The sequence below is a fragment of the Pseudomonas sp. NPDC089396 genome (genome assembly GCF_044749545.1).
Taxonomy (GTDB): Bacteria; Pseudomonadota; Gammaproteobacteria; order Pseudomonadales; family Pseudomonadaceae; genus Aquipseudomonas.
In genome coordinates, this window is record NZ_JBIVIC010000015.1 from 39,415 (window position 1) to 65,799 (window position 26,385).

Below are 26,385 nucleotides of genomic sequence, written 5' to 3' on the forward strand. Positions count from 1 at the left end.
CACAGGCTCGGTATTGTCGGTTTGGGCATGCCTGCCATGGTAACAGTTGCCGCTGAGCTTGTTGCATCGAGGGTGTTGTCGGACAATGCCCGCTTTTGCGCGGGCAGGTGGCAGGTACATGGCGACGGAGCGGGAAGAGCGGCTGTTGGCCCGGGTCGAGGATGCCTTTGGCGTGATCAGCGTGTACGAGGTGGACGACTACCGCTTCCTTGAGTTCGGCGATGCCATCGAGCAGAGCTGCGTGTTTACCGCCGACCCCAGCTGGCTGGAGTACGACTACACCCGCGCCATGCTGGTCGGGGCGTTGTGCCATGCACAGCCGGAAAGCGCGCTGTTTCTTGGCTTGGGGGCCGGTACCCTGACCCAGGCCTGCATGAAGTTCCTGCCGCTTGAAGACATCGAGGCGATCGAGTTGCGCGCGGACGTGCCGCGCCTGGCCATGGAATACCTGGGCCTGGATGATGACCCGCGGCTGTACGTGCGCATTGGCGACGCCCTGGAGCTGCTGCCCACGGCGGAGAAGACCGACCTGTTGTTCGTCGACCTGTACACCGACCACGGGCCGGGCGTCGGGCACCTGGCCTGGACCTTTCTGGAAAACTGCCAGAAGCAGCTCAACCCCGGCGGTTGGCTGGTGATCAACCAGTGGGCCAGCGATGACGGCAGGCCCCTGGGCGCGGCGCTGCTGCGCGGGTTGTATCACCGGCATTACTGGGAGCTGCCGGTGAAGGAGGGCAATGTGATCCTGCTGGTGCCGGCGGATCTGGATCAGGAGCTGGACCTTGAGGGGGTGCGGGTGCGGGCAGAGGCCCTGGCGCCGCTGTTGGGGTACAGCCTGGAGGGGTTGATCCGGGAGATTCGGGCGGCTACCTGAAGATAGGCTGTGAGGCTTCTGGCCCTATCGCCGGCAAGCCGGCTCCCACAGGGTCACCACCGCCCTCCTGTGGGAGCCGGCTTGCCGGCGATAGGGCCGGTAAAGTCACTAAAGAAGTAACGTTTCAGCCACTCATCGCTGATGGCCCGATACTGGCCGTCAACCTCGAAAATATTCCTCACTTCCTTCTGTTAATTCGGGTATAGTACGCGCCGGTCTTTTAGCGGACCTCAAAATCAGGTGGTGCAAATCCTCCGAGTCCAGCTTCGGCTGCACGTCCGCTAGGCGGACCTTCCCAAGTTTTCTTTTTCAATCGTTTTCGCAAATCCCCGCCGCCAAAGCTGCCTGGGTGACCTTTTGGTCTTTCAAGGCATGTGCAGCTTTGGAGCATGGGTCTTTGCGGATGCACCTAGAGGCAGACCCATGACCCAGGAAACCGGCGGCTTCGCCGCTCTCGATCTTAATCCGAATATTGTTGCTGCCGTTCTGGCTACCGGCTATGAAGAGCCGTCCGCCATTCAGCAACAATCGATCCCGATCATCCTCGCCGGTCACGACATGATCGGCCAGGCGCAGACTGGCACCGGCAAAACCGCTGCCTTCGCCCTGCCGATCCTCAACAAGATCGATGTGAGCAAGCGCGAACCGCAAGCCCTGATCCTTGCGCCAACCCGTGAGTTGGCGCTGCAAGTAGCCACCGCTTTCGAAACCTACGCCAAGCAGATGCCAGGCGTTAATGTAGTGGCCGTTTATGGTGGTGCCCCGATGGGCCCACAGCTGCGCGCAATCCGCAACGGCGCGCAAATCGTCGTGGCCACCCCGGGCCGTCTGTGCGACCACCTGCGTCGTGACGAGAAAGTCCTGTCCACCGTGCAGTACCTGGTACTGGACGAAGCCGACGAAATGCTCAAACTGGGCTTCATGGACGACCTCGAAGTGATCTTCGACGCCATCCCTGCCTCGCGTCAGACCGTGCTGTTCTCCGCAACCCTGCCGTCGTCGATCCGCTCGATCGCCGAACGTCACCTGCGTGAACCCAAGCACGTCAAGATCCAGAGCAAGACCCAGACCGTCACCGCGATCGACCAGGCTCACCTGATGGTCCACGCTGACCAGAAGATCCCGGCTGTGCTGCGTCTGCTGGAAGTGGAAGAGTTCGACGCGCTGATCGCCTTCGTGCGTACCAAGCAAGCCACCCTGGACCTGGCCGCCGCGCTGGAAGCCAAGGGCTACAAGGCTGCTGCGCTGAACGGCGACATCGCCCAGAACCAGCGTGAGCGCGTGATCGACTCGCTCAAGGATGGCCGTCTGGACATCGTCGTCGCCACCGACGTCGCTGCCCGTGGTCTGGACGTACCGCGCATCACCCACGTGTTCAACGTGGACATGCCGTACGATCCGGAATCCTACGTTCACCGTATCGGCCGTACCGGCCGTGCGGGTCGCGAAGGCCGTGCACTGCTGCTGGTCACCCCGCGTGAGCGCCGCATGCTGCAGGTAATCGAGCGCGTGACCGGGCAGAAAGTTGCCGAAGCACGCCTGCCGAACGCCCAGGCTGTACTGGACGCACGCATCAAGAAGCTGACCATGAGCCTGGCGCCGCTGGTGGCTGAATCGGAAGCTACCCATGGTGAGCTGTTCGACCGCCTGACCGCCGACCTGGGCTGCAGCGCGCGTGCCCTGGCTTCGGCCCTGCTGCGCAAGGCCACCAATGGCCAGGCGCTGGACCTGGGTGCGGTAGAGCGCGAGCAGCCGCTGGTGCCGAGCTTCGCCCCGCGTGGTGAGCGCACCGAACGTGCTGACCGTGGCGAGCGCCGCGAGGGTGGTGACCGCGATCGCGAGCGTCGTGCGCCGATGCCACTGGCTGAAGGCCGCGTGCGTTGCCGTACCGCCCTGGGTGCCCGTGATGGTATCGCTGCCAAGAACCTGTTGGGTGCGATCCTCAACGAAGGTGGCCTGGCCCGTGACGCTATCGGCCGTATCCAGGTGCGTGACAGCTTCAGCCTGATCGAGCTGCCGGAAGATGGCCTGGAGCGTCTGCTGACCAAGCTCAAGGACACCCGCGTGGCCGGCAAGCAGCTGAAGCTGCGTCGGTACCGCGAGGATTGATCCTGGCGCAATGAAAAAATCCCCGGCCTAGGTCGGGGATTTTTTTGTCTGCATTTCTGGGGCTGCTATGCAGCCCTTTCGCGACACAAGGCCGCTCCTACAGAGAAATGCGATCCGCTGTAGGAGCGGCCTTGTGTCGCGAAAGGGGCGCAAAGCGCCCCCGGCGCCCTTCAGTCGAACCGATAAATATCCATCCCCAGCGCCCCCAGGGTAAACCCCTGATGAACGATGCCAAACTTGCCTCCAGCCCCCAGGGCAAAGAACAGCGGCAGGAAATGCTCATCACTGGGATGGTTGCGCAACGCAAACGGCGCCTGCTGCTTGAAGTCCAGCAGTGCAGCCCGGTCATCCCCGCCCAGCTTCTCCACCACCCAATCACGAAACGCCCGCGCCCAGGGCTCGATCACCTCTGGCCCGGCATGCCAGTCAAGCTCGCCCAGGTTATGGGTAATGCTCCCGGACCCGACCAGCAGAACGCCTTCCTCGCGCAGCCCTGCCAAGGCCTGGCCGACCTTCACCTGCAGTGCAGGCCCGAGCTGGCTAGGCAGTGACACCTGGACCATCGGGATGCTCGCATCGGGATACATCAACGACATCGGCACCCAGGCGCCATGATCGAATGGCCGCTGGGCATCCACGCGCGCCGGCAGGCCGGCGGCGTTCAGCCGCTCGCTGACGTTCGTGGCCAATTGCGGCTGGCCCTGCGCGGGGTACTGAACGGCATACAGCGCTGCAGGAAAGCCGTAGAAGTCATGCCAGGTCTCAGGCGCCGGATTACCGGTCACCAGCAGCTCGCGACTTTCCCAGTGCGCCGACACCACCACGATCGCCTTGGGCCGTGGCAGCACATTAGCCAATCCGGCCAGCGCCGGCCCGCTGGCACCGGGTTGCAGGGCAAGCATGGGGGAACCGTGGGAAATGAACAGGCTGGGCAGCATGGTGAGGTCCTGAAGGTTAAGATGCAGCCATCTTCGATCAGTTACCGATCGACATCCAATATAAGATTTTTGCCCAAACCATCGAAAAACCAGGAGGAAACATGGAGCCGGCGTTCTGGCATCGAAAGTGGGCCGACAACCAGATCGGTTTTCACCAGGCCCAGGCCAACCCCTATCTGCAACGCTACTGGCCGGCGCTTGGCCTGGCCCCCGGTAGCCGAGTGCTGGTGCCGTTGTGCGGCAAGAGCCTGGACCTGGTCTGGCTGGCGGGGCAGGGGTATCGCGTGCGGGGGGTCGAGCTCTCGCGGCGGGCGGTGGAAGACTTCTTCCACGAACAGGGGCTGCAGGCGCAGGTCTCGCAGCGCGGGGCATTCGAAGTTTGGCGCAGTGGTGAGGTGGAGTTGTGGTGCGGGGATTTCTTTGCTTTGCGGGCCGAGGATGTGGCGGACTGTGTGGGGCTTTATGACCGTGCGGCGTTGATCGCACTGCCGCCGGAAATGCGGGCGGACTACATGCGTTTGCTTTCACAGCTGATGCCCTCGGGTGGTGGGCTTCTGGTGACTTTGGACTACCAGCAGGAATTGCTGGCCGGGCCGCCGTTCTCGGTGACGGATGAGGAAGTGCGGCGCGGGTTTGCCGGTTGGCAGGTGGAGGAGGTGGAGGCTGTGGATGTGATTGGGCAAAGCCCGAAGTTCCTGCAGGCGGGGGTGAAGCGCTTGGTTGAGCGGGTCTATCGCGTACGGTTCTGATGTTTGGGTTGTCTGTTCTGGCCCCAATCGCCGGCAAGCCGGCTCCCACAGTGACTCCACTGCTCTCAGGCTCAGTGGGGTACCTGTGGGAGCCGGCTTGCCGGCGATAGGGCCGGTACAGACAAACGAATAAGGGCGACCGAAGTCGCCCTTTTCTTTACCTGTGGATCAACCGCGGCGGCGCAGCGCCTCGATGCGTTCTTCCAGCGGCGGGTGGCTCATCAGCAGGCCGGCCAAGCCATGCTTGAGGCCACCGTTGATGCCGAAAGCCTTCATGGTATCGGGCATGTGTACAGGCAATCCCTGTTCCACGCGCAGGCGCTGCAAGGCGCCGATCATCGCGGCGGTACCGGCCAGTTGGGCGCCGGCTTCGTCGGCGCGGTACTCGCGGCGACGCGAGAACCACATGACGATCATGCTGGCGAGAATGCCCAGCACCAGCTCGGCGACGATGGTCGCCACGTAGTAGGCGATGCCCTGGCCTTCTTCGTTCTTGAAGATCACCTTGTCGACGAAGTTGCCGATGATTCGGGCGAAGAACATCACGAAGGTGTTCACCACGCCTTGCACCAGCGCCAGGGTGACCATGTCACCGTTGGCCACGTGGCCGATCTCGTGAGCCAGCACGGCGCGTACTTCATCGGGCGAGAAGCGCTCGAGCAGACCCTGGGAAACGGCTACCAGGGCGTCGTTGCGGTTCCAGCCGGTAGCGAAGGCGTTGGCCTCGTAAGCCGGGAAGATACCCACTTCGGGCATCTTGATGCCGGCCTCGCGTGACAGCTCTTCGACCGTTTGCAACAGCCATTGCTCGTGGCGGGTGCGCGGCTGGCTGATGATCTGAGTGCCGGTGGTCATCTTCGCCATCCACTTGGAGATGAACAGCGAGACCAGGGAGCCGGCGAAGCCGAACACGGCGCAGAACACCAGCAGGCTGCTGAGGTTGAGGTCAACCCCGTTGGCGGCCATGAACCCGTTGAAGCCGAACAGGCTCAGGGTAATGCTTGCAACCAGCACCACCGCAAGGTTGGTGGCTACAAACAACAGAATGCGCATCATGGTTGTTACGTTCTCCTGACGGATGAATTGTTGCGTATGCGGGGTATATAAGGGGCCGGACGTGCCGATTCAATCGGGCGACTATTACAAACTGTGTACGGCGGAGTATGGCAGAGGATCTGGCGGGGGCTGTGAGATAGAGCGTTGCAGGATGTAAGAAACATTCTGTGGGCAGGTAGGGGGCTGCTGTGCAGCCCAATCGCCAGCAAGCTGGCTCCCACAGGGTCTCCACAGTCCTTGAAATCTGTGGTGATCCCTGTAGGAGCCGGCTTGCCGGCGATGAGGCCAGTGCTTACTGCGAATAAGTCCGCAGGAAGTTACCGATACGGCCAATCGCCGCCTCCAGGTCATCCACCCGCGGCAAGGTCACGACGCGGAAGTGGTCTGGCCACGGCCAGTTGAACGCCGTGCCCTGGACAATCAACAGTTTCTCGGACAGCAGCAGGTCCAGCGCGAACTTCTCGTCATTGAGGATCGGGCAGACTTTCGGGTCGATACGCGGGAAGGCATACAGCGCCCCCATCGGTTTCACGCAGCTCACACCCGGGATTTCGTTCAGCAGCTCATACGTGCGGTTACGCTGCTCCAGCAGGCGGCCAGGCGGCAGCACCAGGTCGTTGATGCTCTGGTAGCCGCCCAGGGCGGTCTGGATGGCATGCTGGGCCGGCACGTTGGCGCACAGGCGCATGTTGGCCAGCATGTCGATGCCTTCGATGTAGCTCTGGGCATGGTGCTTGGGCCCGGAGATGATCAGCCAGCCAGAGCGGAAACCCGCGACCCGGTACGACTTGGACAGGCCGTTGAAGGTCAGGCACAGCAGGTCAGGTGCCAGCGAGGCGGTGCTGATGTGCACGGCTTCGTCGTACAGGATCTTGTCGTAGATCTCGTCGGAGAACACCACCAGGTTGTGCTGGCGAGCCAGCTCCAGCATGCCCAGCAGCAGCGCTTTGGAGTAAACGGCGCCGGTCGGGTTGTTCGGGTTGATGATCACCAGGGCCTTGGTGTTCGGGGTGATCTTGGCCTTGATGTCTTCCAGGTCCGGGAACCAGTCGGCCTGTTCGTCGCACAGGTAGTGCACCGGCTTGCCGCCGGCCAGGCTCACGGCGGCGGTCCACAGCGGGTAGTCAGGGGCCGGGATCAGTACTTCGTCGCCGTTGTTGAGCAGCGCCTGCATCGACATGACGATCAGCTCGGACACACCATTGCCGAGGTAGATGTCCTCGATGGTGACGCCTTCGATTTCCTTCTGCTGGCAGTACTGCATCACCGCCTTGCGCGCGCTGAACAGGCCCTTGGAGTCGCTGTAGCCCTGGGCGGTGGGCAGGTTGCGGATCACATCCTGGAGGATTTCATCCGGCGCCTCGAAGCCAAACGGCGCCGGGTTGCCGATGTTCAGCTTGAGGATGCGATGGCCTTCCTCTTCCAGGCGTTTGGCGTGCTTGAGCACTGGGCCGCGAATGTCGTAGCAGACATTGGCGAGCTTGTTCGATTTGCTGAACTGCATGATGTGATCCCGATTGAGAATACGCGGTGCGCCGCCGTCGAAAGGTTTGAAAGGGCAGAGCGCGGGTGCCAGACTTGAGGCCTTGCACACGAAGCCAACTAATATACGTGCCACCCGCGCTACGGAAAAGACGGCGCGAGGTGAAATTCAGCCTGCCGAGGTCCCCACATGCAAAAGATCGAAAAAACCCTGGAAGAATGGCGTGCGATGCTCGACCCGGCGCAGTACCAGGTGTGCCGCCTGAAGGGCACCGAGCGGCCGTTCAGCGGCAAGTACAACAGCGAGCGCCGGGCCGGTGTCTACCACTGCATCTGCTGCGACCTGGCTCTGTTCGATTCGCAGACCAAGTTCGACTCCGGCTGCGGCTGGCCGAGCTTCTATGCGCCCATTGAAGAAAGCGCGATGATCGAGATCCGTGACACCACCCACGGCATGATCCGCACCGAAGTCACCTGCGCCCAGTGCGATGCCCACCTGGGCCACGTGTTCCCCGACGGCCCGCCACCGACCGGCCTGCGCTATTGCATCAACTCGGTGTGCCTGGACTTCAAACCCCACGACGGAGCCTGATCATGGCCACATCGATGCTGGACATCCCCTGCGTGACCCTCGGCGGCGAGCACAAGGTGCTGGGCGACTTCACCGGCAAGGCGCTGCTGGTGGTCAACACCGCCAGCCAGTGCGGCTTCACCCCGCAGTACAAGGGCCTGGAGCAGCTGTGGCAGGATTACCACGCGCGCGGCCTGATGGTGCTGGGCTTCCCCTGCAACCAGTTCGGCAAGCAGGAGCCGGGGGATGCGCGCGAAATTGCACAGTTCTGCGAGCTCAATTTCGGTGTGAGCTTCCCGCTGTTTCGCAAGATCGAGGTCAACGGCGCAGGCGCCCATCCGCTGTTCGTCGAGCTCAAGCAGCGTGCCCCGGGCCTTCTGGGGTCGCAGAAGATCAAGTGGAACTTCACCAAGTTCCTGGTCGATCCGGCAACCGGCAAGGTCAAGCGCTATGCCCCCAGCACCAAGCCCCAGGCGCTGAAAGCCGATATCGAGCGGCTGCTCAGCCGCTGAGCGGCACCCAGTGGTCGATCAGCGCCAATAGCTCTTCGCGGCGAAACGGCTTGGCCAGGTAGTCGTTCATGCCCGCCGCGCGGCAGCGCTCACGCTCCTCGGGCATGGCGTTGGCGGTCAGGGCGACGATCGGAAGGTCCGGCCAGCGGCCGCTCTGACGGATGCGTCGGCTGGCCTCGTAGCCGTCCATCACCGGCATGTTGCAGTCCATCAGCACCAGGTCGAACGTTTCTTGGGCCAGCAGTTCCAGGGCTTCGGCGCCCTGGGTAGCAAGCTGTACCTGACAGCCGAGCTTGGCCAGCATGCCTTTGGCCACCAACTGGTTCACCGGGTTGTCTTCTACCAGCAGGATGCGTGCGCGGCCGTCTTTGGTGCTGGGCGTCGGGGCTGCCAGCGGGTGCTCCGGCGCCTGGCCCTGCAGGGTGCGGCGCAGGGTCTGGTATAGGGCATTGCGCGCCAGGGGGCGGGCCAGCTGGTGCAGCGGCGCCAGTTGCGCAGACTGCTCGGCGGGCAGGAAGTTGCCGTAGGCGGTCACCAGCAGGATCGGTGCTTCGAGCGCGGGGCGCAGTTGCAGCAGGTGGTCGAGGTCATCGGTGATCAGCAGGTCGATGCCGTCGCTGAGCAGGCTGGCGACACTGTCGTGGCGCCGGTAGCTCAATCCCCAATCCGGCAGCAGGCCCTGCAGCAGCTCGCTGAGGCCGCTGGAGGCGGCGCTCAGGGCTACCACCTGGCCGAGCAACGGCGCGGGGGCGATGGCCTCGGTGTGGGTGGGTAGCGGCAGTTCGGCGCTGAAGCGGCTGCCCTTACCCGTCTCGGACTGGATATGCAGGCGTCCTTGCATGGCCTTGCACAGATTGTGGGTCAGCGTCAGCCCCAGCCCGGTGCCACCATACTGGCGGGTGATGCCGGCACCGGCCTGGGTAAAAGGCTGGAAGATACGCGCCTGGGCTTCCTCGGGGATGCCGATACCGGTATCGCTCACTTCCAGGCGCACGCCGCCACTGATGCGTTCCAGGCGGATGTCGACGCGGCCGAAGCGGGTGAACTTGAGGGCATTGGACAGCAGGTTGCTGACCACCTGGCGCACCCGGGTCGGGTCGCCCAGCACCGAGCTTGGGAAGTCGCTGGCAATCAGGCAGGTGAGTTCGACACCCTGCGCGGCATTCTGTGACAGCAGGTTGGCGGTGTCCTCGACCATCGCGCCCATGTCGAACGCAATGCGCTCCAGTTCCAGTTGCCCGGCATCGAACTTGGACAGGTCGAGGATATCGTTGAGCAGTTCCACCAGCACCTTGCCCGAGTCGTGGGCGATCGCCAGTTGCTGACGGGGTTCGCTGTCCAGCGGGCTGTCGAGGGCCAGGGCGATCATGCCGAGCATGCCATTGAGCGGGGTGCGGATCTCGTGGCTCATGTTGGCCAGGAAGGCCGCGCGTGCCTGGGCCATGTCGAGGGCGCGCTGGCGGGCTTCCTCCAGCTCCTGGTTGGACTGGCTCAGGCGGCTGTTGATGGCCTTGAGTTCGTCGGTACGCGCCGAGACGATGTTTTCCAGTTCATTGAGGTACTCGGTCAGGCGGTTCTCGGCGCTGCGCCGCTGCTGGATCTCGGTGGCCATGCTGACGAACTGCTGGTTGGCGACCTTGACCAGCACGCCGATCTCATCGCGCTCGTGACCGGGTGGGCATTCCACGCGGTTTAGCCGCGGCTGGCGCGGGTCGCCGCCACTGAGTGCGGCGATCACCGTCACCAGTGGCTTGGTCAACATCAGGTAGAACAGCCCCAGGAGGATACCGGTCAGCACCAGGCTGCGGATGAAGCCGCTGAGCAGCGTGACCTTGGCGCGGTCGAGAAAGCGGGTGCCGGAGGCGAACGTGTCGATGTCCAGGTAGAGGGTGCCGAGGTATTCCTGTGGCATGTGCGCCAGGAACAGCCGGCCCTGGAACTGGCGCTGCTCGCCGAACAGGAAGTCGCTCAGGGGCCGGTAGCGGTCCTGCAGGCGTGGGCGTTCGACGTCGGCCAGCACGGTGTCGTTGTTGTCGATCAGCCGGGCGCGGATCACCGCTGGTGCTTGCAAAAGGCCCCGGGTCAGCTCCAGCGCCAGTTCCGAATCGATGTTGTAGGCGATGCGCGAGGCCGGGGTGTGGCTGACTTGCAGCAGTGCCTGCACTTCGCGGTTGATGGATGCATCGACGCTGGCATAATCGATGCCGATCTGGATGAGACTGAGCAATGTTCCCAGGATGAAGCCGACCAGGACTGTCAACCGGGCTTGCTTGTATGACAGGCGATTGGTGAACTTGATATCCATGGGCCCCGAGCCGGTTTCACATCCCTTGCGCTGCGCAAGCATAGCCTGTAGGAGCGGCCTTGTGTCGCGAAGGGCTGCAAGGCAGCCCTCGGTAATTTCAGCTACGCGGCTGGTCCCTGGGGCCGCTTCGCGACCCTTTCGCGACGCAAGGCCGCTCCTACAGGCGATGGGCGGCGAAGCGGCCCCAAAGAACTGAAGTCCGAAGGAGTCCTCATGGACGCTCGCTTGAATGCTTTCCTGGAACGCGCGGAATCGGTGCTGGCGCGTCTCGAACCGCTGTTGCCGGCACCACGCCCGACCATCGATTGGGCCACCACCCTGGCCGCGCGCTGGCAGCGCGACGGCCGCACGGGCTACCTGATGCCGCTGGAAGTCAGCCTGGACATCCACCTGACCGACCTGATCGGGGTCGACAAGCAACGTGACCAGCTGGGCCGCAACACCCACCAGTTCATCCACGGCCTGCCGGCCAACCACGCCTTGCTGTGGGGCTCGCGCGGCACCGGCAAATCGTCGCTGGTACGCGCCTTGCTGGCCGAGCACGCCGGCGTCGGGCTACGCCTGATCGAGATCGAGCGCGATCACCTGGCCGACCTGCCACGGGTGGTCGAACAGCTGCAGAAACTGCCGCAGCGCTTCATCCTGTTCTGCGATGACCTGTCGTTCGAAGCCGGGGAGGGCGACTACCGGGTGCTCAAGAGCGTGCTCGACGGCTCGCTGGAGCAGGCGCCGGACAACGTGCTGCTGTACGCCACCTCCAACCGCCGCCACCTGGTGCCGGAGAAGGAAAGCGACAACGAGAACTGGAAGCGCGTCGATGGCGAGCTGCACCCCAGCGAAGCGGTGGAAGACAAGATTGCCTTGTCCGACCGTTTTGGCTTGTGGCTGTCGTTCTACCCCTTCACCCAGGAACACTTCCTCGATGTGGTCGAGCACTGGATCGGCCAGCTGGCCGGCACGGCCGGCCTGGCCTGGCAACGTACCGAAGAACTCGACATCCTCGCCGTGCGCTGGGCCACCGGCCGCGGTAACCGTAATGGCCGTTGTGCCTATCAGTTCGCCCGCTACTGGGTTGGACTGCAATTGTTGGAGCAGAAGTAAATGATCGACCTCAATGCCAGTGGCACCGGCCTCGACGGCTATGACCTGCTGGCTGCGCAAGTGCAGGCGCTGTTTGCCGACGAGCGCGACTTCATCGCCAATGCCGCGCAGTTCTCGGCGTTCCTCTATAACCAGGTGGACGACCTGAACTGGGCGGGGTTCTACCTCAATCGCAATGAAGAGCTGGTGCTTGGCCCGTTCCAGGGGCAGGTGGCTTGTGTGCGCATTCCATTCAGCAAGGGTGTGTGCGGCGCGGCAGCGGCCACCCGGCAGACGCAGCGGGTGGAAGACGTGCATGCCTTCCCGGGGCATATTGCCTGTGACAGTGCGTCGAACAGCGAACTGGTGATTCCGCTGGTGAAGGAGGGCAGGCTGATTGGCGTGCTGGACCTGGACAGCCCGAAGCTGGCGCGGTTCAGTGAGGGGGATCAGGTGGGGCTGGAGCGGTTGGTGGCGGTGTTTCTGGCGTTGACTGACTGCTGATCGTTGTTGCCTGCACCGGCCTTATCGCCGGCAAGCCGGCTCCCACAGGGGAAATCACAGTACTCAAGACCTGTGGTGTACCTGTGGGAGCCGGCTTGCCGGCGATAGGGCCATGGGATCAGTCGTAGATCACCCGCTTTTTCCAGGTCTCGTCCTCATCGGTCTTCAAGCCCTGGGTCAAGGCATTCTCGTCATTCTCCGCCGGCTCCATCTGGTCCAGCACCTGGGCATTGGCCCGCGCCAGCAATTTCTCAAGATAAGTCAGCTGCTCTTCATAGACCTTCGGTTCAGGCTGCTTGCGCAGGTACTGCACGCCCCGCTCGAACGCCAGTCGCGCCTGCCCCGGCTGCTCTTGCTGCAGCGCTTGCTGGCCAAGGTTGTTGAAGAACTCGATATGCAGCAGCACCAGCAGGTGACGAATCTCCTTTACCCAATGCTTGGCCTCGGTCGTTTGCAGTACGTTCTCGTGGGTGGCCTTGACGATCTGGGTATGCAAGGCCTCGAGCAGGAAGCGCACGTCCTTGGCCTTGACCTCGGTCTGGATAGGGCTCGGAGGGTTGTTCACCGGGATTCGCTCGCCCTGGGCGATCTGGTCTTCGAGTTCGGCGATGCGTGCCTTGAGTTCGGCGTTGTGCTTGTCCAGCGTCAGTTGCCGCTGGTTGAGGTTGAGTTCCAGGCGGGTCAGCAGCAGCTTGAGGGCCGGGGTCATGAACTGGCCGGGGAAGGTTTCGGTGATTTCGCCACAGCGGCGCAGGCGGTCGGCGAGTTCGATCTTCAGCCGCGCGCGTTCCAGTTTACTGTTCTCGACCACGTTGTTGAGGTAGCCGATCACGATCAGCAACGCGATACCCGCAACGATGAGCAGTGTGATCAGAAGTGGTGTCACCGTTAACGCCTCATCAGGAAGTTTTACATTGAGAGTGTAGCGAACAGGCCAGCCCGCTTGCCACGTCACGCTGTGTCGGCTGGTCGGGTGGTTTCTACAGTGATGGCACTTTGCGACGAGGCCGTCAGAAAATCAACGCCAATCCTTGGGCGCGGCTTGCAGGGAGCCTTCATATAGAGCGAAGTCATTGATTTAAATAAATTTCTAGAAAAGGGTTGACGACCTTTCACAGCATCCATAGAATGCGCGCCACTTGCAGCGTAAAGCACACAGCGAAACGCGGCAGGGAGTGAAAGCAAGCAGTAATGCTTGTAGCGTGTCCCCTTCGTCTAGTGGCCTAGGACACCGCCCTTTCACGGCGGTAACAGGGGTTCGAGTCCCCTAGGGGACGCCAATGCGGGAATAGCTCAGTTGGTAGAGCACGACCTTGCCAAGGTCGGGGTCGCGAGTTCGAGTCTCGTTTCCCGCTCCAGTTTCTCCGGCAGCGCTTAACGGCGGGGCAGGAAAAGAAAATCCAGGCTGAATCGTGAGGTTCAGGTTCTGGTGCACTGAAAAGTGTTGTGTGTCCCCTTCGTCTAGTGGCCTAGGACACCGCCCTTTCACGGCGGTAACAGGGGTTCGAGTCCCCTAGGGGACGCCATTTGCGGGAATAGCTCAGTTGGTAGAGCACGACCTTGCCAAGGTCGGGGTCGCGAGTTCGAGTCTCGTTTCCCGCTCCAGTTTAAATACTGTGGCGTCTATGCGGTGCAGTGGTGGTGAAGGTCTTCATGGCGCTTCACGCCGTAAGCGGTAAAAGTTTCACAATGCGGGAATAGCTCAGTTGGTAGAGCACGACCTTGCCAAGGTCGGGGTCGCGAGTTCGAGTCTCGTTTCCCGCTCCAAACATCGAAACGAAGAAAGGGACGAAAGTCCCTTTCTTCGTTTTCGTTCGTCCGGTTTTCGGCGGGGCATGCGTACATGCCCCCAAGCGTTCAGCGGTAGCTGATGGTGAAACTCAGCGTGCCTTTGGCCAGCCCCGGCTTGACGCTGTCCTCATGCTGGAAATACCGCGCATGAAAATCCAGTCGAGTATTGGGAATCGACAGACCGATTACCGGTACATCGCGGTTCAACACCATCGGTGTAATCCCATCACTGGCCAGCATTTGTATGCCGATACCCTCTGCCGTCGAGTCGCTGGTCAAGCTGAACAGGCCAAGGTCAGGATCCAGGGGCATTGAACCATTTCGCCCGTCCAGGCGGATATGGGCTCTGGCCGTGATGTTGCCGGGGTCGTCTTCGCAGTCATTGAGCATGATGAAAAAGGGCACTGCCATCGTAGTAGTGCCTTTGCCGCTGAAGTGGCTCAGGTCGTGATCACCCAGCTGCACCGGGTTGGCACTGACCGCATCCGCCTTGAGTGTGCACTGGGCCTGATTGATGACCCCGCGCAATCTGAATGTCAACGCATCGGGAATATCGGTCATGCGACCCCTGAGCATTTCCTGATCAAGGGGCTGCGGGCCTGGGGCGATCGGGCCTGTCTTGACCAGGGTGATGGTCGTTCTGAGCCTGTTCACCTGAATGGGCACGGGAGTCACGTTCCAGTCGTTGTAGCCTTGATAAGGTACGTGCTGGTCGCCATTGGCCGGCCGGAAGCTGTTGTTGGAAGCACCATCGAAAGGAATGCCCAAGGTGATTTGTGCGCCTACCCCGGTGATGTTGGTCTGGATGATCCTGGCTGCGTTGAGCCCGCTGCCGAACCGCGCAGGCGGGGCAGGCAGCAAGGGAGGCACGTTGTCGATGTAGACGTCCAGCCGGCTAGCGCCATCGTTGTAACAGCGCGCTTCGCGGCCACCGGTATCCACGCTGTTGAACGACCTCTGCGCAATGGGCGTACCGACAGGTGCATCCCTCGGAATCCACACGGTATTGAAGTCTGCTGCAAAGCTCATCGGGCCGGGAATGCTGTTGTGCCAGTTGCATGTGCCGACCAGTGCATGGGCACTGGACCCCAATAGCAGGGTGATGGTTGCCAGTGCAGCCTTGGCGCCGGTTAACGGGTGAATCGATGTCATGGTGTGATCCTGGTCTTGAGGGTGTTACGGGCGGCAGGGCGCTTCAGGCGTTGTCGCAACGCAGTGTCTGCAGGTGGTAACCGTCCTGCTCCCGCATGCTGTCGGGGTCTACGTTCACTGAGCAGCTCTGTTCCTCACCCGCTTGCCAATGCACGTTCAAGGTCTGTGCTTGCGCGTGGGTGGCAACCAGTGCCTGCCCGCCCTGGCCGACGACGGCCAATGGATTGCCTTGCTGGTCCATAACCTGGGCGCCGAATGGCAGGGGGCGGCCGTCGGCCTGAAGCAGGGTCAGCACCAGCCGTGTCACCTGTCGTGCCGGGAAAGTCGCCTTGACCACAGCGCCGCGCCGCGGGACGACCTGGGTGGTGCCGTTGTCGATCTCCACCTGTGGCCCCAGGTCATCGGTTTGCAGCACCAGCTGGTTGATGCGATAGGGGCGCAGGTAGGGGGCAACCACGTAGCCGTCCCCATTGGTGCGCGCTGCGGGGGCGTTCTCCACGCCCACGTCGGGGATGCCAGGCACATGCACCAAGGCAACGGACTCACCCAGGTACGGGGTATTGAGCAAGCCCCCTTCATGGGCCAGCAGCGCCCCGCTGGCATTGGCCGATACGCTGCGCAAGTCGCTGCCCTCGGTGTAGCCCAGCCCGTAGTTGGCATGTGCCGTCTGCAGGCCCAGCGAGAGCGATGCGGTCTTGTTCTGCTGTTCGTCATTGGCCAGCGAGGCGCGGTAGTTCAGGCGATTGTCCAAGGCATCCGCCGCCAGGCTGGCGCGCTGGCTGTACTTGCCGGCGCTTTGTTGCAGATCGAAGGTGGCGCTGCTGGAAGGCAGGAAGTCCAGTGGAATGGTCAAGCCCAAGCCGATGATGCGGTCGTTCTGCGGTTGATCGCTCAACGATTGCGAGGCGTAAAGGTTGAGGCTGATGTGCTTGCCCACTTGGGTGGTGTACTGGAACTGGTACTGGCGCCGTTGCAGGTTGGTGCGCCAATAGTCGTCCTGCGACAGGGTCAGGCTGACGTTGCTGCGTGTATCCAGGCGCTGGTACACCGCCGCCTCCATGCGGCTGCGGCGGCTGCCGACGAAGTGCTTCGAGGCACTGCGCTGTTGCACGACTTCGTCGAAGTCCCGGTAGCCTTCGGTGGAGTAGCGGTAACCGGCAAAGCGCAGGTGGGTACCGGTTTCGAAGGACTTGCCGTAGCGTGCGGCGAAGCTGTTGCCCTGGACTTCACCCAGTTGCCGGCCGAGATCGCTGCGCGCACGCGTCACATCGAACGACAGCGCCCCGACTGCGCCCAGGTCGCGGGCCACGCCGAGGTTGAACGCGCGGTAGTAGTCGCCCGACAGCATGCCGCCGTAAAGCGTCGAGCCCCATAGCCCGCCCCGGGCCAGCGTGCCTTGCCAGAGGCTGGGGTCATCCAGGTGATCGGCGCTCTGGTAGCGCCCCATGGCCAGGCTGTAGCGCCATACGCCATCGCGCAGCAGGTTGCTCAGGTTCGAGTAGGGCTGGATGAAGCGTCGTACCTGGCCGTCCGCTTCGGTGAGGACGACTTCCAGGTCACTGCCGCCACCGCCTACGCTCAGGTCGTCGATGACATAGGGGCCTTGGGCGACATAGGTGGAGTAGATGGGGTAGCCGTTCTGCAGCACCTCCAGCTTGGCACGGCTCTGCGCCACGCCACGGATTACCGGTGCGTAGCTTTGCATGACGTCAGGCAGCATGCCGAGGTCGGAGGCCAGTTGAACGCCTTTGAACGGCTGGCTGCGAAACACATCGCCATTGCTGAAGGTCTCGCCCAGGGTGAGGGTGCCCCAGTCCTCTGGCAGGTCGTGTTGCAGGTAGGTGTTGGTTCGGGTCCAGTGGCGCTTGCCCTCGGGGTCTTCGCGTAGCGCCTGGCTGCTGCGCAAGCGCCAGCCGCCCAGGTTGACGCCGCCGTTCAGGTACAGGTCCTGGCTGCTGCGGTTAGCCTGGCCGCGGCGCGAGGTGTGCTGGGCCGAGGCCTGGTAATTGACGAAAGCGGCGGGGATGCCACTGTCCCAGTGCTCGCTGGGCACTTTGCCGGCGACGTCGCGGCTCAGGTTGATCTGGGCAATCGAAATGGCCAGGCGCATGGTGGCCGGATCGAGTTCGGCGCGGGCGTCTGGCAGCAGGGTTGCGAGATCGACGCAGGAGTCGTCTTCGGGCAGGGGATGTTCCAGGCTTTGTTCGCGAACACCCAGTGCGCGCAGCAGGGCAGGGGTCAGGCAGGCGGTCAGCTGTTCGCCGTCGGGGCTGTCGTGGAAGTCGATGTCGCGCTTGCCGATCGGTTGCAGGTTGAGCGTGACTTCCACGCTGTAGCGGCCGGCGATCAGTGTCTGCTGCGTGCCCAGGCTGTGCAGGGCAAGGGCACCGGCATCGGCGGGCTGGTCGGCGGCCTGGCGCATGAAACCGCTGTTGAAGTGAAGGGCGGGGGATTCACCATTGGCGTGGCCTGGCAGGGTGATGAGCACCAGGCAGCCGCAACTTAGAGCCCGCAAAGGGGTCGAGCGCAGGCGTGACAGTGGCTGCCGGTGCCTGAGGGGCTTGAGCATAGGATGTTCCGATCGTTCAAACCGCAGTGGTTGCGTCAGCGCGCAGTAGCGGTATGGGACTGATGGGTTCCGTTCAGCTCATGGGCAATTACTTTTGGCGAGCGAACGGTTCTGGTTGAGGTGGGCCAGAGTAAGGAGGGTGGGGGGGGGCAGTATGTAGGAGGAATCGTCAGAAAAGGGTCGCTTAAAACTCGGTGCTCTAAGTAAAAGTCCGGCACAGCTACAGTTGTGCCGGACTAACTATTTGATAAGAGCCTCAGAATATTCGTTTATTGCCGTTCCAGGCAGTATTTCCATGGCCTACAAGTTTCCATTTAAATCTACCTTTTGAATCAGTATCTCTGTCCCATAGGCCTCCATTCGTTACAGCCAGGCCATTTCGCTTGGCGAGATTATTCTCAAGTGCCTTGCTGATGGCTTGCGTAGAATTTTGAGGAGTTGCCGTTGGTGTTGGGGGGGGGAGGGGAGCAATCGAGCTTACATCTGCAACAGAGTTTGATCTGCTTACCGCCGGCGTCGTTGTTGGCGAATAATCAGGCGTACCAATTACAGGCGCATTATTGATGTTGTTGGTATTGCTCCGTACGGAGCCGTTGAGACTACGCGGTGGGTTAGACAGCGTTTCATTAGGTGAGATCGAGTTTCTCGGCGAAGGAGCCGGCGTCGGATTACCGCCCGCCGTTGTCGGCACGTTACCAGCGGCCGCCTTCTCCGCCGCGGCCGCCCTCCTAGCCGACCAAGCTTGCTTGGCCGAGGCAAGGGATGTCATCAGCGCGCCCACGGCGAACACGATCCCGCCCCAGGTCTGCAGCTGCTGGCTTTTCTCCGGATCATCCTCCAGCACACCGGCAACCGACATGGCCACCCCCCCGGCCATCAGCGCAAAGCCCACGCCGACGACAGCGGTCATCAGCACGCCGGCGGGAGGGAAGGCAATCGTGAAGGCGGCAATGGTGACCATGCCGATCACCATGCCAATCACCCCGGCCCAGTCGGCGATGCCACGTTTGCGTTTCTCCGGACGGTTGGGGATGTAGGGGTCGCGAATGCCCTGTCGTTGGTGCCCGGTCGGGTCGGTCCAGTTCACCGGGTTGCCCAGGCAGTAGTTGTACGGGTTGATGCCAGCGGCTTCCGGGTCCAGCGAGTCGGGGCTGTGGAAGCGCATCAAGCCTGGGTTGTAGGCGCGGTAGCCACGGCCGAGCAGGTACCAGCCAAGCACGCGTTCGCGCACCTCGGCATTGAACCCCAGCAACCCCAGCAGGTCCGAGTTTTCCGGGGTTTCACCGTAGGCGCTGTACTGGGTGTAGTGCACGCCTTCGCCACATTCGCCCATGACACTGCCGGCACTGTCGGTCATCAGCAAACGGGTATCGACGGGGGATTCCCCGGGGCGCTGCAGGCCCAAGGGCCGCTCGAAGTTGTACAGGTACTGGGTCAGTACCCCCGCTTCAACGGTGCTGCTCAATCGGTTGTCATCGAAATGGCGCAGTGACTCTGCCCCCGCGTCCACGCGCACACTGACCATATGATCGTGGCCGTCATAGCGGTAGGCCTGCAAGGTCCGACTGTCCGTTGGATCGCGTACCTCCACCAGACGCCCTTGATGGTCATAGCTCAGGCGGTTACCCCACTCGTCATTGAGCATATGGCCGTCGGCGTCGTAGCTGAAGGTCCGCTCGGCCGGGTAGTCCGGCTGCAAGGAATGGGTCACATGCTCCAGCTGGAAGCTGCCATCTTCGGCATAGGTGAATTCGGCCCGGTCACGTTCGCCGTCGTCGAAGTTGGTACGGCAGTAGATCAGATTGTCGAAGTCATCGAACTCGAATATCTGCAGCGTGATGGCGCGACCTGCAGCATTGCACGGCAGCACCGTGCCGTCGCACTCATGCTGGACGAGGCGGTTCTGCTCATCGTACTCGAAGGTTTCGGTCAACAACTGGGTGCCGTTACGCTCGAGGGTGCGGCTATGCAACTGATCATCGTCGCGCCAGGTTTGCGATAACGTTTGTGTTTCCCCTGGCACGCCTTGGGTTTCGACCGTGAGTGTGCGACGGGTCTCACGGCCCAGCACGTCATAAAGCTGCTCGCAGCGCAGGCTACGTTGATTGGCCGCATCGGTGGTCAGCGTGCACGCCAGCAGCCCCACGTCGTTGTAGGAGAAGTCGGCTTGCAGCGCACCTTGGGTGGTCTTGCAGACTCTGCCCAGGTCATCGTATTCGTAGCGGGTTTCCACTTTTGGCAAGTGTTCGCCATGGCTGACCTCGCGGCGCCAGGCTCGCCCTTGCAGCGAGCTGAAATGTTCGCTGCTGAAATCGTCGCCCGCCTGCCCCTTCCACGTGTGCAGTGTCAGGTGGCCGAGGTCGTCGTAGTCGTAGGTGCGTGTGCCGACATCGTTGATGGCGCTGGTGATCTGCCCATTGCGCCGATCATAGTCGTAGGTAGTGGGTTGGCCTGAGGTGGCGGCCGTGATCTTCTTGGGCTGGGTGGTCAAGGCCAGCAGGTGTTCATAGGTGAAACTGCGATTGGCCGCGGTGGTGCGTGTCTGGGCCAGCACCTGTTCGCCTGCGTAGCCGTAGGTTTCGTCACGCGGGCCGGCCTTGAGGTGGGTCAGGCGTTCGATACCGTCATGCTCGCGCTCGCACACCAGTGCCTGTTCCGAGCCATCCGCCGGGTGCAGGTACAGTTTCTTGATCAGTTCGTTGGTGCTGTGCGGCGCGAACTGGCGGGTCAAGGCGGTACCACCGGGCCTGTCGGTGCGTTCCATGCGGCCCCAGATATCGAACTGGTAGCGTGTGGTGCGCAGCACTTCGGCCTGTGTGCCCAGGGGGTCGCGTATGCGCTGTTCTTCGCGGATGCAGCGGCCCAGGCCATCGTAGAAATAATTCAGGCGCCCGACGATCTGCTCCTTGTCGTCAAGCCGATGGACTTGCACAGGAGCGCCGAAGCGGTTCTCTTCGCTCACCTCATGCTGTTGCTTGAGATCTGGCTGGGAGGGGCATTGCAGCCAGGTGCTGGTGATGTCGCCCTCCTTGCCGAACGGTGAGCGTTCACTGACCAGTTCGACCTTGTCTGGTCGGAGGGTCTTGCAGCGCTCGCCCCAGGCGTCGTACTGGTAGCGAGATGTCAGCTCCAGGGTACGGCCTTCGACATAGTCGAGCTCGGTTTCGCTGGCCAGCCGGCCCAGTTCGTCGTAGGTCGCCCGATAGGTGAGGTGAGTGACTCGCTCCGCCGATTGTGGCGAACTGCCTTGCAGTGGCTGCGATTCGCACTCCACGCGTTCGGTACGGCCGACGCCGTCCAGATACGTTCGGGTGACCACCTCAGCAAGGTCTTCGCTCTCTTGCCATGCCTGCACTTCGGGCCCTGCGGGTGTGCTGAGCAAGTTGTAGCGGTGGACGAGCGTGGCGGCGTATTCGGTGCCCGGGGCCACGGTTTCGCTCACTCGTCGACCCAGCCCGTCATAGGCATACAGGGCCTTCACACCATGGATATCTTCACATTGCGCCAGCTCGCCAGAGTGGGCGAAATGGGCGTTGGTGATGGTCTTTTCAACCAGGTCGAAGCCTTGGGTGGTTTGCTGGAACTGCACCAGCGAACCTTGAACGGGGTCTTCGATCTGCTTGTAGTGCCATTGTGTGCGGGTGGTCTTGCTCTCCACGGCCTTGCGCAAGGCCGAAGTGGCGGACGGGGAGTGCAGGGTCACTGACTGCTGGTCGGCACGACCGTGCAGGAACGGTGTGTCGGGTTTATCGAGATATTGGCGGGTGCTTTCCTGCAAGGTGATCGTCTCGACTTCCTTGCCTTGATCGTCGAGGATCACCTCGGACAGGGTTTCTGCGCTCAAGACCAACCACTTTTCACCCACCCATTGGCGTGTAGCAGGCAGGTCACTGGGCAGTGTGTCGAATGCCTCGTAGGCCATGACATTGCGCACGATGCGGGCTTTTTCCAGGCCGCCCTCGCTGGCCGGGTAAATGGTCTGGCTCTTCAGGTTGCGCGCGAACTCTTGAGGGTCGGTCTCCTTGGCGTAGTATTCGTAGACGGTGCGCACACCGTCGGCCTTGATTTCCTCTTTCATGTTGCCGTCGTCGTGATACAGCGTCGTATGGGTCTGCTCACGAATCTTGTTTTCATCATGCTTCAGCCGCCAGCGGGTGGTCACGGTTTTAGGCTGCTGGAAATAGCTCGGCTGTGCCTCGAAACTCGCCCCGTCGACCTCGTGGTAAAGGGTCTCGATTTCTTCGATATGGCCGTCTTGCTCGGTGGTTTGCAGCTGCATCAGGTGATGGCGGTTGTAGGATTGCGCGACCGTGCGTACGGCAACGCCCCCTTCATGGTGCTCAAGGGTCGAGCCATAGCGATAGTCCGGCTGGGCCCGATAGAGGTTGTCGGCACCGTCATCGCGCCAGGTGATGCCGCTGGCATTGCCGACGAAGTTGCCTTCGGTGTAGCGGTAGCGGGTTTCCATGTCCGGCTGGCCGAAGCCCGGCTTGACCACATGGCTGGTGACCCTGGGCAGGTAACGGTCAGTGCCCGGCAGGCGATGCCCCTGGTCGCCGCGTTCGCCGTAACCGACGACCTCTTCGGCCCCGGTGGGGGTTTGCACCTTGCTGATGCAGGTCATGTTCTGCACGGTGCGGTATTCGAAGCGCCAGCTGGCCTGCTCTTCGGTGGGCAACACGATTTCGCGGACCTCACGGCCGGTGAACCTCAGCTCGTAGCGGGCCCTGGGCGTGCCGGGCGTGCTGCCGTGATCAGGGTGCAGGTCGAGGCGCACGCGGGTGTTGTTGCTGTAGTCGAGCGTCAGCAACACCAGGCCGGTGCCATCGGTGATGCGGGTCAGGCACCAGCTCTGGGGAAACTGCGGGTGCGCCTGGTAGGTGAGGTCCAGCCAGTGGCCGGAGGGGGCGAACACGCGGGTGGGCAGGCACACCTTGGCATTGGTGGGGCCGAAGGGCGAGAGCACTTCGATCAGGCCAGAGCGGTGGACCACGCGGTACTGGTTGTCGCCATCATCATGGAAGTGGAAGCTGTCGATCTTCTTCTCGCTGATGCGCGGCTGCGGGCCGCTGCCATCGACGGTGAAGCTTTCGCCGGTGTGCAGGCTCAGGGCGCGGGTGCTGACCACGTACTGGGTCAGGGCCAGGTCCCAGCCCTTGCCAAACCCGGAATCCTGGACGTTCAAGGGGTTGAAGGCCAGGCGCAGGGGCAGGCTGGGGCCGATCAGGTAGTTGCCCACCAGTTCCGGCAGGGAAATGGCCAGGGTGTATTGCCCGGTGCGCGGATCGACACTGTTTTGCAGGAAACTGAGGAAGTTGAAGGCGTTGGAGTGTGCTGCTGAAGTGCTCATGTCGGGTTCTCCATCAGGTGGCGATCAGCGAGAGGGGTGTGGATCATGGAGCGTGCCGCAGCGATAGCGAGTTTTGTCGTTCTCATCGCCAAAATGGGCACGACCTATCAACACCTGGTTATTCGGGCATGTGAACTCACTGCCTTTATCTTCGTTGCCACCTTTGATCTTGCTGTCCTTACCCGACTCCTGAATCTCCGCCGACCATTCTCCGGACACGACAGTCAAACGATTCTCTGGGTTGCCAGTTGCGCCCTTGTAGATAATCGAGCACTGATATTTAGTCGGTCCGTTTTCATCACCCTCGTGATGCCTTCCGGTCAGTACGGTGTTACGCGGGCAACTGAAGTAATACCATTCGTCATCGCCATCGCGATCGATGCCGGATTCGATGATTTCTGACGACCAGCGTGATTCTCCGCGCAGGTAAGTTCCCGCGGCACCCAACGTCGCGCATTTGTGATGGGTCGGTCCATTTTCATCGCCCCAGTGTTGGCGACCGGCCAGGACCTTGTTATCCGGGCAGATATAGGGTTCGTCTACGTTTTCGCGAACGGGCGCACTCCATTGACTATCCAGGGTGGTTTGCACTACGGCTGGCGGTGGGGTGCTGGGGCCTGCGCCAACCGTGATGCGGATGCACGACAAGTGTTCGCTGATTCGTTCATCCCCTCCCATACGGCCGTAATCAAGGACTTTGATCCCTTTGCTGAGATTGCCGGTGTCTTTACCTTTGTTGGTCACATACCCGCCTTTGGGGTAGCCAAAGAGATTGTTGATACCCAACTCTTCCAGCGTCGAAGGCTGACGCGTGGCGATCAGCTCGATCCAGAAGTTCTTGTTGGACGACCAATCATGTTCATCGTCGTATTCATCATCCAGGTCTTTGGAGCAAAGCCAGTCATCGGTCAGCAGGATCTTCGTGGATGAAGGTATATTGCTGGCCTGGATAGAATGAGGGCGTATGTCGTGGCAGGTCCCCACGTTCTCGTAAGCGCCGACCCCGACATTGTTGAGCATGTATTCCACTGTCTCGCCCGCGTAGGCGCGAGGAATAGGTAATGAACATTCTTTGGGGGAGCCGTTCTCACTGAAATGTATAAGTCGCAATACGCCTTCAGGTTCTTGGGCGGGGGCGCCATGGGCAGTGGAATAGCCTGAAAAAGAAATTGCCAAGCCGACGCCCATTATTAGTGGTCCCAAATAGTGGCGTGAAAGTGTCCACCGATTCATAGTGATTCATCCTGTATTGGTCAGGGTTAAGTTGCGGGTTATCAAATATTTAATCCGCATGTTGCAGTCAAGGATTCGAAACTCAGGTTAAGCGGCAACGGGCAGGCGCGCACCTAGCAAAATTATCAGGTGGCTTAAAACACAGGGTGGACCTAGTAATTTTGCCAGTAGTCAGGTGGGGCGTGAGCGCTAACACTGGCATTCAGTTACTTAGCCAGTGAGTTTGAGTCATGAAGGCCAGAATTTACTCTGCAATGCCGGCCCCCGAGAGGCGTGCAGCTGATCGCAAGCCAAAGCCGACCATACCGTCACTCAATGAATTCGCTGAGATCGATGTCGAAGCATTGAATGGGCAGGATCTGCAGACATTCATCAATTTCGATGGGATCGAGAACCACAGTGCGCTTTGGATCAATTGGCGGGGTGCCGATCCTGAGGGGGAGCCAATCGATGATCACCTGAGCCGCATACCGGTGGACGATCCGGATGAAAACGGCGTTCTGGTGCCTATCGAGTACCGTCATCTTGCCGGTGCCGAAGGTGGCTGGGTGTTTTATTCATACCGCGTCGATGACGAACAAGCCGAGGAGTCCATGCGGCTGTTCTGCTATGTCGGACTGCGTGATCGTCAAGGCCAGCGTGAAGGGTTACCCGTGCTGCACGTGCGAGGTTCGCACGACCTGGTCATCGTGCCCGATGACCTGGGCACGGCCGGTGCCGAGCTGGTGATACCGGCCTACCAGGCCATGCAGGTGGGCGACGTGGTTACCTTGGAAGTTCGACGCTTCGATGACGAAGAATACGAACTGCGAGCGTGGAGTACTACCGTCACTGTCACGGCTGAAACCGTTGGCAAGCCGCTACGGGTGGTGATGCCGAAAAACCAGTTCAATCCCATCGTAGGTGGCAGGGTCGAGGCCCGGTACCAGATCCGCCTCATGGGCCTTACCGACGGTATCGATTCGCCCATGCAAGGGTTCAGCGTTGTCCAGCAGACTCCAGCGGCACCTCGGCTGACAGCGCCCGAAATCGAAGGGCACAGCGGCGATACGCTGGACCCTACGCGTTTCAAGGATGGCGTGACAATCCATGTGCCGGCCTATGCGCAGTTGCACATTGGCGATCATGTCCTGATCAACTGGCTAGGCCAGCGCACAGACAGTGATGCGCTACAAACGCGGCGAATGGACCTGAGCAGCACGCACAGTCAGCGGATGTTCTTCCAGCTGGACTATGACCGTCTGCTGGCCAGCATTGGCGATCAGATCAACCTGACCTACCAGTACGCCCGGCAAGGGCAGGCACTGGCCTCCGAAACGCTGGGCTTCACCGTGGCGGCGCCGCGTGAGGATCTACCCCCACCGAATGTGACCGGTGCTATCGCCGAGGGGGGAGGGGGTGAGAACAAGGCTTATATCGAAGCCAATAGCGTGTTGTCAGGGGCGACCGTGACAATACCCGATGAAGTGCAGCTCGCACCGGGCGAATCTTTCGAAGTGCACTGGTGCGGACACCCTGGCCGCGGGCAATACATGGCCGATACCCCGACCGAAGAGGGCGGGCGGACGTTTGCAATTCCGTCAAGTGCTATTGGCGCGAACATGGAGGGGACGAATGCTGGAGAGACAAAACGCTTTCCGATTTTCTACCGCATCAAGGATGCCCAGGGCAATCCTGTGCAGGATTCTGCATCCAGAAACTTGCGAATATGGCCATTGCCGTCGTCGTCGTACAAAGCCATACAAATCGACCTTGCGAACTCTATTGGTGATGTTTCGCTGGCGGCGATAATTCGTGCAAATGGGGCGGTGTTGGTGCTCGAGCCTTGGTCGTTTATGGCAGTTGGCGCGTTGCTGACTATTCGTGTAACCGGGGATCCCGGTGTGGACGAAACACTTCGTGACAAAGGCGCAGTCACCGAGAAGGAAATGACTGACGAATTGGTTACTCAGGCCGCCGCAGTCAGCTTGTTTCAACGTCTGACCCTGAATAAGCAATTCACGGTAGGCGTGAGCTGTAGTTTCGATGAGGGTGAAAGTTGGTTTGAGTTTACCTCGCTTTATCCGACGTTGAAACCTTGATCGCGCAAACGTCAGATACCTTGTTTTCG

At 61.5% G+C, this 26,385-nt stretch carries 16 protein-coding genes, 5 tRNA genes and 1 pseudogene; 13 read left to right on the forward strand and 9 right to left on the reverse strand.

Annotated features, from left to right (window positions below):
- The first annotated feature begins 118 nt into the window (after positions 1–118).
- Positions 119–874 carry a spermidine synthase gene (locus ACIPZB_RS22930; protein ID WP_400642823.1) on the forward strand — a complete coding sequence of 252 codons (756 nt, stop codon included), beginning with the start codon at positions 119–121 and terminating at the stop codon, positions 872–874.
- Between the two features lie 389 nt (positions 875–1,263).
- Positions 1,264–2,983, forward strand: a pseudogene (locus tag ACIPZB_RS22935) (DEAD/DEAH box helicase).
- A 170-nt stretch (positions 2,984–3,153) separates the two neighbouring features.
- Here the strand turns inward: ACIPZB_RS22935 and ACIPZB_RS22940 are convergent.
- Positions 3,154–3,921, reverse strand: coding sequence for a DODA-type extradiol aromatic ring-opening family dioxygenase (locus tag ACIPZB_RS22940; protein ID WP_400642825.1), 768 nt, complete (start codon positions 3,919–3,921; stop codon positions 3,154–3,156).
- Between the two features lie 101 nt (positions 3,922–4,022).
- Between ACIPZB_RS22940 and ACIPZB_RS22945 the strand changes: the two genes are divergently transcribed.
- On the forward strand, positions 4,023–4,670 hold the full coding sequence (locus tag ACIPZB_RS22945) for a thiopurine S-methyltransferase (RefSeq protein ID WP_400642826.1): 648 nt from the start codon (positions 4,023–4,025) through the stop codon (positions 4,668–4,670).
- Positions 4,671–4,838: 168 nt separating this feature from the next.
- On the opposite strand, the gene htpX is transcribed toward ACIPZB_RS22945, so the two are convergent.
- Positions 4,839–5,726, reverse strand: a complete 888-nt coding sequence (gene htpX, locus ACIPZB_RS22950; RefSeq protein ID WP_317659123.1) for a protease HtpX — start codon at positions 5,724–5,726, stop codon at positions 4,839–4,841.
- Positions 5,727–6,018: 292 nt separating this feature from the next.
- Entirely contained in the window at positions 6,019–7,230 is a 1,212-nt protein-coding gene (locus tag ACIPZB_RS22955) for a pyridoxal phosphate-dependent aminotransferase (RefSeq protein ID WP_400642827.1), read from the reverse strand.
- Between the two features lie 168 nt (positions 7,231–7,398).
- On the opposite strand from ACIPZB_RS22955, the gene msrB reads away from it, so the two are divergent.
- Both msrB and ACIPZB_RS22965 read left to right on the forward strand, forming a co-directional pair.
- Positions 7,399–7,800: a peptide-methionine (R)-S-oxide reductase MsrB gene (gene msrB, locus ACIPZB_RS22960; protein WP_008098113.1), complete on the forward strand. Its 402-nt coding sequence runs from the start codon at positions 7,399–7,401 to the stop codon at positions 7,798–7,800.
- 2 nt (positions 7,801–7,802) lie between these two features.
- Positions 7,803–8,291: a glutathione peroxidase gene (locus ACIPZB_RS22965; protein ID WP_400642828.1), complete on the forward strand. Its 489-nt coding sequence runs from the start codon at positions 7,803–7,805 to the stop codon at positions 8,289–8,291.
- On the opposite strand, the gene ACIPZB_RS22970 is transcribed toward ACIPZB_RS22965, so the two are convergent.
- Positions 8,281–10,638 carry a response regulator gene (locus tag ACIPZB_RS22970; protein WP_400642830.1) on the reverse strand — a complete coding sequence of 786 codons (2,358 nt, stop codon included), beginning with the start codon at positions 10,636–10,638 and terminating at the stop codon, positions 8,281–8,283. The two genes, ACIPZB_RS22965 and ACIPZB_RS22970, sit on opposite strands and share 11 nt — an antisense overlap.
- Before the next feature lie 171 nt (positions 10,639–10,809).
- Between ACIPZB_RS22970 and ACIPZB_RS22975 the strand changes: the two genes are divergently transcribed.
- Positions 10,810–11,697 (forward strand): ATP-binding protein, encoded by an 888-nt coding sequence (locus ACIPZB_RS22975; protein ID WP_400642832.1) that lies wholly within the window; start codon positions 10,810–10,812, stop codon positions 11,695–11,697.
- Complete coding sequence (locus tag ACIPZB_RS22980) at positions 11,698–12,180, forward strand: GAF domain-containing protein (RefSeq protein ID WP_400642833.1); 483 nt, start codon at positions 11,698–11,700, stop codon at positions 12,178–12,180.
- Between the two features lie 118 nt (positions 12,181–12,298).
- On the opposite strand, the gene ACIPZB_RS22985 is transcribed toward ACIPZB_RS22980, so the two are convergent.
- Complete coding sequence (locus ACIPZB_RS22985) at positions 12,299–13,066, reverse strand: hypothetical protein (protein WP_400642835.1); 768 nt, start codon at positions 13,064–13,066, stop codon at positions 12,299–12,301.
- A 318-nt stretch (positions 13,067–13,384) separates the two neighbouring features.
- Between ACIPZB_RS22985 and ACIPZB_RS22990 the strand changes: the two genes are divergently transcribed.
- The 5 genes from ACIPZB_RS22990 to ACIPZB_RS23010 all read left to right on the forward strand — a co-directional run bounded on the left by ACIPZB_RS22990 (position 13,385) and on the right by ACIPZB_RS23010 (position 13,947).
- Positions 13,385–13,460: transfer RNA gene (locus ACIPZB_RS22990), tRNA-Glu, on the forward strand.
- A gap of 2 nt (positions 13,461–13,462) precedes the next feature.
- A tRNA-Gly gene (locus tag ACIPZB_RS22995) sits at positions 13,463–13,538 on the forward strand.
- Between the two features lie 92 nt (positions 13,539–13,630).
- Positions 13,631–13,706 (forward strand) — tRNA-Glu (locus ACIPZB_RS23000).
- Between the two features lie 3 nt (positions 13,707–13,709).
- Positions 13,710–13,785: transfer RNA gene (locus ACIPZB_RS23005), tRNA-Gly, on the forward strand.
- Between the two features lie 86 nt (positions 13,786–13,871).
- Positions 13,872–13,947, forward strand: a tRNA-Gly gene (locus ACIPZB_RS23010).
- 90 nt (positions 13,948–14,037) lie between these two features.
- Here the strand turns inward: ACIPZB_RS23010 and ACIPZB_RS23015 are convergent.
- The 4 genes from ACIPZB_RS23015 to ACIPZB_RS23030 form a co-directional block, all read right to left on the reverse strand.
- On the reverse strand, positions 14,038–15,123 hold the full coding sequence (locus ACIPZB_RS23015) for a fimbrial protein (protein WP_400642836.1): 1,086 nt from the start codon (positions 15,121–15,123) through the stop codon (positions 14,038–14,040).
- Positions 15,124–15,166: 43 nt separating this feature from the next.
- The gene (locus ACIPZB_RS23020) at positions 15,167–17,692 is read right to left on the reverse strand and encodes a fimbria/pilus outer membrane usher protein (RefSeq protein WP_400642838.1); all 2,526 of its coding nucleotides are present in this window, start codon (positions 17,690–17,692) and stop codon (positions 15,167–15,169) included.
- A gap of 256 nt (positions 17,693–17,948) precedes the next feature.
- Positions 17,949–23,042: an RHS repeat domain-containing protein gene (locus ACIPZB_RS23025; protein ID WP_400642840.1), complete on the reverse strand. Its 5,094-nt coding sequence runs from the start codon at positions 23,040–23,042 to the stop codon at positions 17,949–17,951.
- A gap of 24 nt (positions 23,043–23,066) precedes the next feature.
- Positions 23,067–24,230: a hypothetical protein gene (locus ACIPZB_RS23030; RefSeq protein ID WP_400642841.1), complete on the reverse strand. Its 1,164-nt coding sequence runs from the start codon at positions 24,228–24,230 to the stop codon at positions 23,067–23,069.
- A gap of 275 nt (positions 24,231–24,505) precedes the next feature.
- Between ACIPZB_RS23030 and ACIPZB_RS23035 the strand changes: the two genes are divergently transcribed.
- Positions 24,506–26,356, forward strand: coding sequence for a hypothetical protein (locus ACIPZB_RS23035; protein WP_400642842.1), 1,851 nt, complete (start codon positions 24,506–24,508; stop codon positions 26,354–26,356).
- Positions 26,357–26,385: the final 29 nt, after the last annotated feature.

Excerpts from the sequence above, each read along its gene's own strand:
- htpX (WP_317659123.1), bottom strand. The coding sequence starts at position 5,726 with ATGATGCGCATTCTGTTGTTTGTAGCCACCAACCTTGCGGTGGTGCTG.
- ACIPZB_RS23030 (WP_400642841.1), bottom strand. The coding sequence starts at position 24,230 with ATGGGCGTCGGCTTGGCAATTTCTTTTTCAGGCTATTCCACTGCCCAT.
- ACIPZB_RS22970 (WP_400642830.1), bottom strand. The coding sequence starts at position 10,638 with ATGCTTGCGCAGCGCAAGGGATGTGAAACCGGCTCGGGGCCCATGGAT.
- ACIPZB_RS23025 (WP_400642840.1), bottom strand. The coding sequence starts at position 23,042 with ATGAGCACTTCAGCAGCACACTCCAACGCCTTCAACTTCCTCAGTTTC.
- ACIPZB_RS22940 (WP_400642825.1), bottom strand. The coding sequence starts at position 3,921 with ATGCTGCCCAGCCTGTTCATTTCCCACGGTTCCCCCATGCTTGCCCTG.
- ACIPZB_RS22965 (WP_400642828.1), top strand. The coding sequence starts at position 7,803 with ATGGCCACATCGATGCTGGACATCCCCTGCGTGACCCTCGGCGGCGAG.
- ACIPZB_RS23020 (WP_400642838.1), bottom strand. The coding sequence starts at position 17,692 with ATGCTCAAGCCCCTCAGGCACCGGCAGCCACTGTCACGCCTGCGCTCG.
- msrB (WP_008098113.1), top strand. The coding sequence starts at position 7,399 with ATGCAAAAGATCGAAAAAACCCTGGAAGAATGGCGTGCGATGCTCGAC.
- ACIPZB_RS23015 (WP_400642836.1), bottom strand. The coding sequence starts at position 15,123 with ATGACATCGATTCACCCGTTAACCGGCGCCAAGGCTGCACTGGCAACC.
- ACIPZB_RS22975 (WP_400642832.1), top strand. The coding sequence starts at position 10,810 with ATGGACGCTCGCTTGAATGCTTTCCTGGAACGCGCGGAATCGGTGCTG.
- ACIPZB_RS22930 (WP_400642823.1), top strand. The coding sequence starts at position 119 with ATGGCGACGGAGCGGGAAGAGCGGCTGTTGGCCCGGGTCGAGGATGCC.
- ACIPZB_RS22955 (WP_400642827.1), bottom strand. The coding sequence starts at position 7,230 with ATGCAGTTCAGCAAATCGAACAAGCTCGCCAATGTCTGCTACGACATT.
- ACIPZB_RS22945 (WP_400642826.1), top strand. The coding sequence starts at position 4,023 with ATGGAGCCGGCGTTCTGGCATCGAAAGTGGGCCGACAACCAGATCGGT.
- ACIPZB_RS22980 (WP_400642833.1), top strand. The coding sequence starts at position 11,698 with ATGATCGACCTCAATGCCAGTGGCACCGGCCTCGACGGCTATGACCTG.
- ACIPZB_RS23035 (WP_400642842.1), top strand. The coding sequence starts at position 24,506 with ATGAAGGCCAGAATTTACTCTGCAATGCCGGCCCCCGAGAGGCGTGCA.